The following is a 13,064-nucleotide window of genomic DNA, read 5'->3' on the forward strand; positions in this document are numbered from 1 at the left end:
CATCCTCCTATTGTTTTTGATAAGCCTGCGACATGAACGTTATTTTCGGAAACACCTCCTTATTGGTTTCAACCTGCGCTTGCTTCAAGCGCCGGCTCACATCGTCTTGCAGCCGCTCTTGTACATACAGTTGAATAACAGCGTTTTTCACGTCCTCGTACTTTTCCAAACCTTTATCTCGCTTCACGAGAAGCCTAAACCGATACATTCCCTCGCCTGATTGATAAATATCGCTATAGTCGCCCTCTGAGCTAGCAAGAAACTCGGTGTAAAGATTTTGCGATAGCGTATCCTCTTTGGAGGTCTCCGCCAAATTAAGTGTCAGTTTCTCGGTGCTTGCCTGTACGCCAAGAGAAGCAGCCGCTTCGACTAGCGTTATATTTCCGGAGGAGGCGGCTTGGATCATTTCACTCCATAGCTCCTCCTTTAAATCCGTCTGGCTATTAAAGGAGATTTTCTCATAGTCAAACGTATACCCTCTATGAAAATACTGCTGCTTTACCTTGTCGTAATAGAGCTTAAGCTCTTCATCTGTTAGCGTCCTTTGTGCTTCCTTCGTCCATTTATCGATGAGCTTCTGAACGTTCATGCTTTGATAGTAGGAGTAGTACTCCGCTTTCCCATATTGTTTCGGGCCGTAGATGGGCTCATGATTGGCTACTTTTCTTGCTCTGTCCTTATTTTCCCGATCATAGCTCTTCAAGAATGCTTCGTAAGAGATATCGCTGACGATCCCGTTTTCCTTCATTATGATTTGCTCGGTCTTCACCTTCACAAGCTCATCCATCGCTTTTTGCTTCGCATACGCTAGCGGATTTTCACCGTTGAAAGAAGCAGTCCAAAAATCCTTGTCATACTCGGCATTGTAGGTCCGTTTGAAATAACTCGTTGTTAAAGCCTTGCTGCTTTGCAAAAAAGCTTGAAACTCGCGCTCCGATACGGCGTAATGATCGATCGTAAACGCAATCTTCTCTGTAGGGTGGATAGCAGGCATGTTGCCAAGCGATAATGCTCCGGCAGCAAGTACAATAAGCAAGCTGCTCACCACAAATAACAGCTTTTTCCCTTTCACGCAGTCCCAGCCTCCCCTCATCTTGTAAGCACTTACATTTCAACTTTGTACCATTATAGACAGAAACCAATCTTCGCTATAATGCACAGATTTGACTGATATCGTATAAATTTTACCTAATGTTAAAAATGAAACTATCGACATTGCCAAACCATTAACGTAAAAGATCTGTTTCCCGCCTCCATAAAAAAAACCTCTGAATTCATAGGAATTCAGAGGTTTTAATCATCAATATATGAATGGAACTTCTACCAATACCCTTTGATCCCCTTCGCCATGCGGACCAGAGCTTCTAAATAATAATAATCTCCCCAAATCATATAATCATCCGGCGCACGATCCCCTCGCACGTGATAAGACCCATGCTTCAGCAAACCCTCCGCATTAGGGATGTCCGTCGTTGCATAGTGCCGGACCAATGAATTCATGCTGCTATGAAGCGCCTTCTCGAATAGCGCGCGATCGGGATCCTCCTCTGCGAGAAGCTCCAGCAATTCCAAGAGCCCGCAGGCTGCAATGGCGGATGCCGAGCTGTCCCTAGGCGTATCCTCTTCAATCGCTACGTCAAAATCCCAATAAGCGACATGGTCCTCGGGCAAATGCTCAATGAAATATTGGGCTAACCGTTTGGAGGTGTCTAGGAAAGCGGCATCCTTGGTATAGCGATAGGCGAGCGCAAACCCGTAAATGCCCCAGGCTTGCCCTCTTGTCCAAGTTGAGCCATCCTGATAGCCTTGATGGGTTCCGCCCCGAAGCGCATGCCCGGTCTTAGGGTCAAAATAAAACGTATGATACGAAGAGCGATCGCCCCGCACCAGAAACCTTTGGCTTGCAGAGGCATGCTTATAGGCAATATCATAATATTTTTGTTCGCCGGTCTGCTCATAAGCCCAGAACAGCAGCGGGAGATTCATTAAACAATCAATGATCATTCGCCCGCCATTTTCGGGATCATCCTCCTTGCCCCATGCTTGGATAATGCCCATATTCGGCCGCCAGCGCGAATAAAGCCTTTCGGCAGCTTCGAGCGCCACCGCACGGGCCGCTTCGCTTCCTGTCACTTGCCACTGTGCAACGGCCGACAACGAATATAAGAAACCAATATCATGATGATCGAGCGCTACATGACGGTCAAGCCGGTCTTTAAAGCTTGGCAAAAAAGATTGCGCCGATTCCTTATAGAAAGCACCTTCGCTAGATTCATAGGCAAGCCACATCATGCCGATATAAAAGCCTTCGATCCAATCGTCGTTCTCTCCCCACTCATAACGCTGCCCCTCCGAAATATGCGGCAGCCGGCCTGGATGTTTGCCGATGTTTTGCTTCACTTTTGCTATCGCATCATCAATTGCTGTTTGCCACGTCACGATTGATCACCTCAAATATATGTCAGGATAAAGTATTTTTCCGATTATCATTTTCCCCGAGCTGTCCTGCTGGGCGCTAGGAGGGCTTGACCATGCCAGCTGGTTTTCCTTGCTATTTGTCGCGCCAAACACAGCAGATAGGAGTACATGTTCGCCTTGTGCCAAACGAGCGGTAAGCGTCGGTATCATCGTACGGGGCTTAAGCACATTGGTATTCGCCTCGGGGTACACCATTTGCGCCTGTTCAAAGCCGGAAAGTGCAACGATTCCGCTTAATCCGCCTGGCGTATTGGCCAGCACGCCTTTTGTTGCCGTCATTACAGCGGCTTGTTCCTTGGCATCGCCTGACAGCGTTTGTGCCGCAAATCCGCCCTCCGCGACATCAAGCTCACGCCCTGTCTTGATTCGATGTACGCGAACATGCCACAAGCCCGCAGGAATGATCCATGTCCGCACCTCGACATTTGCCCATGGCAGCCAGCGGGAATAAATCGCTTGCTCCTGAATTCGGAATTCCTCGCAAAAACGCCGGACGCGGTAATGCTCATCGCATTCACTTAATGCAAGCGTCGAATCATATGCCCCCTGCGTAAGTCCGTAATAGCCCTTCGGTACGCTGAAGCCAAATAAAGTCGAGTAGGCGAATTTTGAATATTTTGCCGCGCTATGCGACATATCGAAGTTAGCCATTTGGCCTGAGCCATAGGCAATCACATGCTTATGCTCTTCTGGACGGCTAATGGTCATACGCGCATGCGGCTGAGCGACAAGCGGCTTGAGCTCTGGCAATGCCTCTTCCTCTGCCTGCCAGAAGGGATGCTGATCCGGCAAAGCTAATATAAGAAATGCCTTGTACGACCAATACGGAGATCCCGGCGCGTTATAACCTTCGCCCATGAGCAAGTTAGGGTAAGCGTAGCCGATACTGAGCAGTCCATCAGGCGTAAAGATCGGCTGCGAGAACCACCAGCGCAAATGGCGCATAATAATGCCTTTCATCACTCCCATAGAGTAAGGCAGCACGTCTGCAAAAACTAATGCACTCCAAAAAGAGACTTGCGCGAAACGATACGTGAGGCTGCGTCCAAAAGGGATGCTGCTTCCATCCTCGGCGAACCAATGAATGAAGTCCTGAGCGAATAAGCTTGCTTGTTCACGGTAGCGTGCCGCTCGGTCTGCATCCTCCCGCTCCATCAGCTTGGCATAGAGAAGTCCGTAATAATGCATAGCAAACGGAATATAATAATCCCGCTGATCCGTCTTGCCGTCCGAATACCAGCCATCGCTTAAGTAGTAGGAATCGATAATATCTAGATACTCGTCCATGATCGCTTGATCATGCGGCAAACCTACTTTTTGGAACCCCACATTCACTAGCACAGTGAACATTAACCAGTTGTTCGGATTGGAGCGATCCACGAGATTGATCTGGTTAAGCCATCGGTAGACATTATCTTTTTGCTTGTCTGTTAACGGTTCCCATAACTTATCCGGAGCTAGCGCCAGTCCAAGGCCCAGTACGGATTGCTCGACCATCCGTTGGTCCTTCGTTCTGAACTCGCCCCAATATTCCTCGTGGCTGGGGTCCGTTCCGTTAATAATGCCCTGCACATACATCGGCCATAAATCCGATTTTCCGCCGCCGCAGGCGTGCGGAACTAAGCCCCATAAGGGGCGGGCGAAGGCTTCCATTAAGGAAATCGCCTCGCTGTGGATCGCCCCTGTTGCACCAAGATTTAACCCCGCATGCCCTGGCGTAAATCGGCCTTTCAACGGTTCAAAGGCATGATTAACCGCTTGCTGCACATCTGCTTTCGAGCGCAGTTCCAACTTTGCTAATTCAATCGTTGCTGCCATAAAAGCTCTCTCCGTTTCATTCTAAATGGCCTTTGCTCCAAACCGAATATTCGCTTGGCCTCATGCCCATCTCCCGCTTGAACAATTTAATGAAATAACTTTTGTTGGCATATCCCAAGTAATCCGAAATCTCCTCCACGCTTTTGCTCGATTGCTGGAGCAGCTCCTTCGCTTTCTGAAGCTTGACCATATTGACATATTCAATGAAATTTTGATTCGTTTCTTTTTTGAACAAACGGCTAAAATAACTGGAATTCAAGTTCAAATGGTTAGCCATATCCTCTAACGTCAATTTCTCCGTCACATGCGATACGACAAATTGCTGCGCCTTGATGACTTCCGTTCGTTTCGAGCTGATGGCATACAGGCTTAATCTTCGGGATAGCTCATTCAAATGCTGGATCATCCATTCTTCCAAATGATCCAATGTTTCAATCGCGTTTACCGCATCGTACAACTTTTCTCCCGATAAGAAGGGATGGTACTGCAGCGTTACCTTTGTCTTCATTTGCAAATCCATTAGCAGCTGCAGCACTAGTTCCTTTACATCGCTCGGATGAAAGCGGTTCGCTCGAACCCCATTTGCCCACCCGATAATCGTGCTGCGCAGCACATCCGGCTCATTTAACGCAATGCTTTGATTAATGCTCGAAAATAATGAAGCGTAATCGGTATACATATCCCCTCTAGAGAAAGGAAGCCTTTCGAAGCTGTGTACGGTCGATTCTCTTAAATAAAAGCTATGCTCCGGCTCGTTTAACATGGGAAGGAGGATTTCCTGTATTTCTTTTGGCCCGCTCGCTTCCCTTCCCTGAATACAGGAGACGGATATTTTCAGGTACTTCTGAATAGCTGCAATGGCTTCCCGCATCGCATAATAAATCGTTTGCCGTTCTTTATCGCCATTGTTGCTGCAATACAAAATAACCAGCTGCTTATTGCTGAACCGGAAAGTCAACCAGCGCGAAGCATCCAACAGGTCCTGCAATACGTTTTCTACCGAGAACGCAATCGTATAATCGTTTAGTCTCCGGTTGCTTGCAACGGTCGACATGCGGTCAATCATAATGACAAGCGGGATATAGCTTTTGGCATCCAGCGCGATGCCGTTCGTCCTTGCCTGCTCCATCCATGCCTCTTTGGTCCAATAGGACTGGAACAACGTATCTTTCAGAAACTTTTCTTTAACCGCGGATTGATTTTTTTGCTTATACAACACGATGTCCGTTGCTGTTTTGTTCTCCAGCTGCAAATCGGCCACGATGTTTTTCAGAATGTGCTGCAATTGCTCGACATCCAAGCTTTCTTTCAGGATATAATCCTTTACATTCAATTTCAGCGCTTGCTGCGCATACTTAAATTCATTGTGACAGGACAGCACTACCGCTCTGCCCTTCGGATTAATTTCGCAAAATTTCTCAAGCATCTCTAACCCGTTCATTTTTGGCATGCCAATATCCGTTAAAATAATATCAGGCGGACTTTGGCAGGCGGACTCCCAAGCCTCAAGGCCATTGGAATAACAGCCAATCAACTTAATGTTGAGGTCATCCCATAAGACGGTTTGAGAGAGATAACGTACTACCGGATAATCATCATCCACTAGAATTGCCGTCAACATGCCGTGCACCTGCTCTCTCACACTCATATGGAAACCGTAACGTTATTTGCGTACCAACGCCTGTTTCACTTTCGATGATCGTTTTGACATAATCGCCATGTACGAGGCGCAGTCTCTGAAACACATTTTTGACGCCAATACCTGAGAAGCTCTTGCTTTCGCCATCCTGCGGATCGCGTAAATCCTCGCTTTTCGCTTGAAGCTCCTTCAGCTTATCCTCGCCCATTCCGATGCCGTTATCTCGCACCACAATTTGCAGCAGCGCCCGCCCATTCACGTACTCTTTATTCGCATCAATAAAGATTTCGCCGTCAAATTGCTCGAAGCCGTGTATAATGGCGTTCTCAATCAACGGCTGAATCATGAAGCGCGGAACTAATGCTTGCTCGCAGCCAGCCTCGAAGCTATACGATACTCTGACCTGATTCGCATGCCGGAAATTCATCAACTTCACATAATGGAGCACGGTGTCTACTTCTTCCTGAAGCGGAATAAATTCATTATCCCGATTGATCGTCATCCGCAGGAGAGAGGAAAGCGACTTAATTAATTCAGCATTTTCCTTATCGCCTTGAACTAATATATTGAGCCGGATTGAATTGAGCAGATTGAACATAAAATGCGGATTAATTTGCGCTTGCAGCATTTCAAGCTCAGCTTTGCGCTGTTTCGTTTGCTCGATTGTAATTTGCTCAATCATCTCTTGGATACGGTCCAGCATATAATCGATTGTTTTCGCTAAATGACCTACTTCATTATGACCGCGTATACCATTTCGCTCATCCAGCTGCCCACGCCCGATCTTCGTAACGAACACGCTTAAATCACGGATCGGCTTCGTCAACGCTGATATTCGTATCGTCAACAGAATGAAGAATAAGGAGAAAAACAAGGCTTGCACGATAAAGCTCACGAACAAGACCTGTCTGTTTTTATCGATGGCCGCAGACAAGGGAATGATGCTCACCACTCGCCAGTCATTGCTGTCTAGCTTTTGCTCGACATAAATATATTTTTTGCTTTCGATTTCGATGGTTCTGCTCATGCCCTCTTGTTTCCACCACAGCAGCTTCTCCCCGATTCGGGAGGGATCCGCTTGTGAGATGACAACTCCATTAGAATCCAACAAGAACATTTCTTGATTTTCATTGGTCGTTAGATAGGGACGAACCAAACGTTCATTTATATTCACGATCATATAGCCAATAGGGACACTTGCCGTCTTCTTGATCGGTCTTCCCATCGTAACGAAATTAGTCGTCGTCTTTCCCGTAATCATTTGCTCGCCAAGCCAATAGGAAGAAAAGATCGGCAGTTCATTCAAGTGATGGAACCATTCCTTGCCATACCATAATTTCGGATTCAAATCGCTATGCGCATAGTTTGTATAAAAGGGGTCTTTCACCCCTAAAATCGTAACCTGAAAATCGTTTTGCTGAATAAAAAGATCGTCCAAAATTCGAGATAACTTGCTGAAATTGACGGCAAATTCCCGTTTCTGCTCCTGCAGAATCAAATCAGCTTTATTAACCATTAACATCTGGCGTATTTCGGAGTTCATCAGCACAAAATTGGATAAACCTAATGTCTGCTCGAATATGCTGTTGATTTCCGATTGCGCAACCTTGAGCGAATCCTCGGCATTCAAGACCACTTTGTCTAAAATGATATCCTTCGTTACATAGTTCGTGACAAGGTAAATGACAGCGAGCGGAATAACAAAACAAATCAATGCTGACCATACTAATTTCATCCGTAATGAATCTTGTCGAATTAACACAAGCGCAGGCCTCATATCTGAATAGAATAGGGACAGAAATTGATGCTCGTTCTGTCCCACAACATTGTAAGCCCTTTAATACGAAAGATCAATTTCCAAGCGGCGCATCATTAGTTTCCGTTATTCTTAACAACCTCGGCAATATTTTTGTCAATATTAGCAATCGTAGTATCCACGTCCTGCTTGCCTAAAATATACAATTCCGCTTCCGGAATAACCGTATTTTTAGCTTCATCCGCATATTTGGCAGGTACCGGCGCATTTCCAGGAACCGTAGTGCTCATCGTGTATTTCAATGACTCTACATCGATTTTCGAAGGATCTTTGGCTGCTGCCACAATGGTATCGATCAGCTTGCTGGAATCGGATTTTGCCCAGCCCGAGAATACGCGGCCGCTGACGGCAAGCCCTTCCGAGGTATACCATCTTACAAAGGTATAGGCCGCTTCTTTATTTTTCGATTTTGCTGCTACCCCCATATAAGTCGGTTGTACGGGTGAATAATGCTTGCTCTCGCCTTCCAATTTCGGAAGCGGCGCGAATGCAGTCACGAAGTTGGCTGGAATAGCATCCGTTCCGCCGGACTCTGCAACCATCCAGTCGCCCATTGGCAGCATGGCTGCTAGACCGTTGAAATATTGGTTGCGGTAAGCAAGCTTTTGCGAAATAATATCCTCGTACATATTCGCGCTCTTGTCTTCGTACATCATTTTTTTCATCATTTCCAGGTTGGCTTTAAGCACAGGATCAGTCGCATTGGATGTGCCATCCGCTTTCAGGAACGTGTTCTCCGAAGGCTTGCTCATCATTTGCAGCTGGAAGTAATCCGGCCAGTTATGCAAATAAGCTCCGTAACGCTTCGTTGTTCCTTCGCCCTTCGTTAGTTTTTGCGCATATTCCATAAACTCATTCCAAGTCCAATCCGTTGGGACAGGCAGGCCCGCCTCGTCTAACATTTCTTTATTCAACAGCACGAACCAACGCTGCATCGAAGAAGGCAGGGCGTAAATTTTATCGTTTACCTTCGTATCGACAAGATATTCGTCTTCGTATTTATAGCCGTCCTTTGCGATGTAGCCATCCAAAGGTTCAAGCAATCCAATATCGGCACGCTGCGAATAGTTCGTGTAAGGCAGCTCGATAATATCTAGCTGGTCATTGGATGCAGCCATGAGATCCAGCTTTTGCATGGAAGCAATCGAATCGCCTTTCTCATTCAGCAGGTCGAGCTCTACCTTAATATTCGGATGTTTGGCTTCAAAAGCCGCAATAACCTCCGTCCACTTTGCTTTGCCGTCTGTTTGCCACGTGCTTAGCTTCAGGGTCACTTGCTCGGCGACTGGCTCTTTTGGAGCATTCGTTGCGTTTGACGGGCTGTTCGTGCTTGCACTCCCGCCATCATTGCCCCCGGAGCATGCTGATGCAAATACAGCCAATCCCAATAACATCATCGATAATCTCTTTTTCATCGTAACCCTCCTCATATTGATAACGCGGTTCATCTTGAAAACGTCTACAAACAAATCCTACCACGTTCATTTTTGGTCCGAAGTTCTCAAATTTTACTGAAGAGAAACTATTTTGACTTTGTTAGCCTTTTACCCCGCCTAAAGAGATGCCTTCAATCACTTGCTTCTGGCCAATCGCAAAAATAATGAGCAAAGGAACGATCGCTGATACGGCGCCGGCCATCATCAGGGAGTAAATGTCACCATATTGGTCACCGAAAAGCCTGATCCCCAGCTGAATCGTAAATAGATCCTTTGACTTCAAAAAGATAAGCGGGTACTGGTAATCATTCCATGTCCAAATAAATCGCAGGATCGCGTAGGTGGCCAGGCCCGGACGAATAAGCGGAAGCGCAATTTGAAAAAAGGAGCGGAAATGGCCTGCGCCATCCATCCGGGCCGATTCCATAAATTCATTGTTTACGCCCATAAAAAACTGCCTAAGCATAAATGCGCCAATAATACTAAAGCTGTTAATAAGGATAAGTCCGATATGCGTATCAATTAGGTTTAACCAATTAAACAATAAAAATTGCGGTACCAGCGATGCTTGAGGAGGTACCATGTATAAGGCAAGCACGAGCAGAAACATCGTATCTCTTCCGCGGAATCTTAGTTTGGAAAAACCGAACGCTGCCAGCGCACATACGAATACATTGATCAAGGTGGTCGTTAACGTAATATAGATCGAGTTCGTGTAATACCGGAGAAAGCCTCCCGTCCACACCTGCTTGTAATTCTCAATTAAATGCCACTTCGTTGGAATCCATTCAATGGGAAAATTAAATACATCTGCTTCCGGCTTGAATGAAGTGGTCAGCATCCATAAGAAGGGAAGCAGCGACAGCATGCCGAAAGCTGCCATAATGACCGTCCATACGATTTTGGATACATTTATATGTTTCATCGCCAATTCCTCCTTTCTGAATTAATAGTTCACCCATTTTTTTTGTGCGAGCATTTGCATGCCCGTAATTGCAAGGCAAATGATGAAGAGAACAAGAGCCATACTGGATGCGTAGCCTGTTTTCAATTGATTGAATGCCGTGTCGTACAATTCATACACGATGACCGTTGTCGAATTGGCGGGTCCTCCTTGGGTTAGCACCTGAATCAAATCGAAAATTTTGAACGTGCCGATAATGCCGGTTACGAGCAGGAAAAACGTAGTCGGCGATATGCAGGGCACTGTGATTTTGCGGAATTTGGTCCACGTATTCGCGCCGTCAATATCAGCCGCTTCATACAGATCCTTCGGAATGCCCTGCAAGCCAGCAATGAAAATAATAATGTTGTAGCCTAGCAGAATCCAGATTTGAATCATCATCAATGAAGGCATAGCGTAGTCGATATCAGCCAGCCATTTGGGTGGATTCTCGATTCCAAGCGAGATTAAGAAATTGTTTACCGGCCCATGCGAAGGGTGAAAGAGCACTTGCCAGACCATCGCTATAGCCACAACGCTTGAAATGTACGGCAAAAAGTAAACCACTTTAAACATATCCTTCAAGTACACATGCTTATCAATGATGATCGCCAGCACTAAGGCCAGTACAATCGTAATGGGCACCGTAATAATGAAGATCAGATTGTTGACTAAGCTTTTCATAAACACAGAGTCATGAAATAGCCGGTCGAAATTATCTAGTCCTACAAATTTTATAGCATCAATGCCAGCAACAAAATTCCAGCTCGTAAAGCTAAGCAGCAGTGATCCTAACACGGGTATCAAAGTAAGCACAACGAGCCCGATCATTAAAGGAGCAACGAATAAATAGCCTGCTATTTGCTCTCTTGCCCCCATGCTGAGCTGGACTGAATTTTTTTTCTGTTTCATGTAGCTCCTCCTCCAAACTTTCTTGATATGCTTCATTTTAGAAAAAAAAGAGGAGGCTCATAAGAATTAGATCCTTGTATTTTGGAACATATTTTACTTTTTTATTTTTTTAGCGCACAAAAAAAGACTGCCGCAGCGGCAGTCTTCCGTTCCCGTTATACATTTACTTGTGAAATCGCCTGCCTCATGTCCTTCGTGTTGGCGCTCAATATGACCGACGCCTCATATACCTGCTTCATCACAGCTAACTGGCGAGAGGTAAGCTCTTGAATTTGCTCGGTCTGATCAGAGACACCGCTTGCGATGTCTGCAATTGCGCTTACCGTTGCCGCAACCTCCTCGGATCCGGCAGTCAACTGCTCCGTTGCTGCGGAAACCTCCATGATCTGGTCACTGACCAAGCGGAAGGATTGAACAGCATTCAAGAAGGATTCCGCAGCCTCACCGGACAGCGATACGCCTTCACTAATTTCCTTCGAGGCTTTTTCCATTTCGTCGCCGATTCTCCCCGACTCTGCCTCAATATTGCTAAGCAACGATGAAATTTGCTCCACCGAGGAGGCGGAGGCCTCTGCCAGCTTGCGGACCTCTTTGGCAACGACCATAAAGCCTGATCCATGCTCGCCCGCTCTTGCCGCTTCAATAGAAGCATTCAGCGCAAGAAGCTTTGTCTGATCCGCAAATTCGCGAACGGAGCCGATCACCTGACCAATTTCTCCCGTGTAGCCTTTCAGCTCCCTAGCAATCTCGAGCGTCTGCTCCGTGGAGGCAGCAATGCTCTTCACTTGGTCATACAACTGCTTCATGGAAGCCTCTCCGGACTGAGCGACCTCAAGCGATTGCAACGCGGCACTCGACACTGTAGCCGAAGACTCGGCAATCCTTACGATGCCAAGTGCAATTTCCTCCATGGCCTGTGCACTATCGTCCGCGCTTTTTTTCTGGGCATGGGCACCCTCATAAATATGCTGTACCGAACCATTCACCGTTTCGCCCATTTGCAGCATTTGGTCCGCGTGGCTAGCAAAGGATTGCGAGGAAGTCACCAGCTGCTCCGACGTTTTCTCCACATTCACAACCACGCCCCGTACCCGCTCGCCGAGATGCTCTGACATCGTAAGCATCGCTTTGTATACCGTACCGATTTCATCGATCGACCTGACAGGCCTAGCATGCAAAATCGCTTTCGCTTCCGCAAGGTCGCCGACCGCCATTTTCTCTGCGCTGGCCTTAACCGTCTGCAAGGGCTGCAAGGAACGTTTGACAAACCAGACGATTGCTCCAATTAATACGATCGTAACCACGAGCATCAGAATATAAAGAGGGATGCTCTCCCATATAACATCTGAGGCCAGCTGCTGAAAGACAGCTGCATCTGTGTCGATCCCTAGCGCGCCAACAACCGCCCCGCTGGCATCCTTCATAGGTACATATGCAGATAAGTAGGAACCATAGACGGGATTAACAATAAGCGGAGAGCTTGCGGTTTTGCCCTCATATATATTTTCAACTGCCGCGTTCGGCATATCCGTTACTTCATTAATGGGTGAAGCAGATGCATCATCCTTGGACAATCCATCGATCATAATGCGAGGCACACGGTCCTCATCCAGACGAACAAAATAAACATAGCGGGCGCCAATTTGCGTTCGAAACTGGTCAAGCTCCCCGCGGAGAGACCAATACAGCTCCGTCTCCTGTGGCTGCTTCAGAAATTCGGCGAACCGGTCTGTCTGCAGCGTCGCCGCATAACTTTCTGCGATCCGGATGTTGTAGCTGTTGATTGCCTCTTCAACGGCTGATTTGGTTTGCGCTACTTGGGTGGCGACATAGCCGCCAGCAATCAAAATCATAACTAGCGTCATAGCGCATAAAATACGGACGATCAGGTGCTTTCTTAATAAAGTAACCATTTGCCGTGTTCTCCTCTACGCCTTACCAATCGAGCCGCCTCTCTTGGGTACCTCAGGCTGATGATTTTTATGTAACCATATTGTTCATCATACCATCGTTTGTCGATTT

Annotated in this window: 9 protein-coding genes; all 9 read right to left on the minus strand. The window is 46.8% G+C overall.

The window, feature by feature from the left end; translation table 11 throughout:
- Positions 1–7: 7 nt before the first annotated feature.
- Positions 8–1,072, minus strand: a complete 1,065-nt coding sequence (locus FJQ58_RS10855) for a peptidylprolyl isomerase (protein ID WP_139993208.1) — start codon at positions 1,070–1,072, stop codon at positions 8–10.
- A gap of 248 nt (positions 1,073–1,320) precedes the next feature.
- Complete coding sequence (locus FJQ58_RS10860; protein ID WP_139993210.1) at positions 1,321–2,442, minus strand: glycoside hydrolase family 88 protein; 1,122 nt, start codon at positions 2,440–2,442, stop codon at positions 1,321–1,323.
- Between the two features lie 3 nt (positions 2,443–2,445).
- On the minus strand, positions 2,446–4,296 hold the full coding sequence (locus FJQ58_RS10865) for a DUF2264 domain-containing protein (RefSeq protein WP_139993212.1): 1,851 nt from the start codon (positions 4,294–4,296) through the stop codon (positions 2,446–2,448).
- Positions 4,297–4,312: 16 nt separating this feature from the next.
- Positions 4,313–5,917, minus strand: coding sequence for a response regulator transcription factor (locus tag FJQ58_RS10870; RefSeq protein ID WP_139993214.1), 1,605 nt, complete (start codon positions 5,915–5,917; stop codon positions 4,313–4,315).
- Positions 5,892–7,670 carry a cache domain-containing sensor histidine kinase gene (locus tag FJQ58_RS10875; RefSeq protein ID WP_238403973.1) on the minus strand — a complete coding sequence of 593 codons (1,779 nt, stop codon included), beginning with the start codon at positions 7,668–7,670 and terminating at the stop codon, positions 5,892–5,894. The genes FJQ58_RS10870 and FJQ58_RS10875 overlap by 26 nt, the downstream gene beginning before the upstream one ends.
- A 137-nt stretch (positions 7,671–7,807) precedes the next feature.
- Entirely contained in the window at positions 7,808–9,166 is a 1,359-nt protein-coding gene (locus FJQ58_RS10880) for an ABC transporter substrate-binding protein (RefSeq protein WP_139993218.1), read from the minus strand.
- A gap of 121 nt (positions 9,167–9,287) precedes the next feature.
- On the minus strand, positions 9,288–10,112 hold the full coding sequence (locus FJQ58_RS10885; protein WP_139993220.1) for a carbohydrate ABC transporter permease: 825 nt from the start codon (positions 10,110–10,112) through the stop codon (positions 9,288–9,290).
- A 21-nt stretch (positions 10,113–10,133) separates the two neighbouring features.
- Positions 10,134–11,042 (minus strand): carbohydrate ABC transporter permease, encoded by a 909-nt coding sequence (locus FJQ58_RS10890; protein WP_139993222.1) that lies wholly within the window; start codon positions 11,040–11,042, stop codon positions 10,134–10,136.
- Positions 11,043–11,197: 155 nt separating this feature from the next.
- Positions 11,198–12,955: a methyl-accepting chemotaxis protein gene (locus FJQ58_RS10895; protein ID WP_139993224.1), complete on the minus strand. Its 1,758-nt coding sequence runs from the start codon at positions 12,953–12,955 to the stop codon at positions 11,198–11,200.
- Between the last annotated feature and the right edge of the window lie 109 nt (positions 12,956–13,064).

The sequence above is a fragment of the Paenibacillus paridis genome (assembly GCF_006345825.1).
In the GTDB taxonomy this organism is placed as follows: Bacteria; Bacillota; Bacilli; order Paenibacillales; family Paenibacillaceae; genus Pristimantibacillus; species Pristimantibacillus paridis.

Excerpts from the sequence above, each read along its gene's own strand:
- FJQ58_RS10865 (WP_139993212.1), bottom strand. The coding sequence starts at position 4,296 with ATGGCAGCAACGATTGAATTAGCAAAGTTGGAACTGCGCTCGAAAGCA.
- FJQ58_RS10870 (WP_139993214.1), bottom strand. The coding sequence starts at position 5,917 with ATGTTGACGGCAATTCTAGTGGATGATGATTATCCGGTAGTACGTTAT.
- FJQ58_RS10875 (WP_238403973.1), bottom strand. The coding sequence starts at position 7,670 with ATGAAATTAGTATGGTCAGCATTGATTTGTTTTGTTATTCCGCTCGCT.
- FJQ58_RS10880 (WP_139993218.1), bottom strand. The coding sequence starts at position 9,166 with ATGAAAAAGAGATTATCGATGATGTTATTGGGATTGGCTGTATTTGCA.
- FJQ58_RS10885 (WP_139993220.1), bottom strand. The coding sequence starts at position 10,112 with ATGAAACATATAAATGTATCCAAAATCGTATGGACGGTCATTATGGCA.
- FJQ58_RS10890 (WP_139993222.1), bottom strand. The coding sequence starts at position 11,042 with ATGAAACAGAAAAAAAATTCAGTCCAGCTCAGCATGGGGGCAAGAGAG.
- FJQ58_RS10895 (WP_139993224.1), bottom strand. The coding sequence starts at position 12,955 with ATGGTTACTTTATTAAGAAAGCACCTGATCGTCCGTATTTTATGCGCT.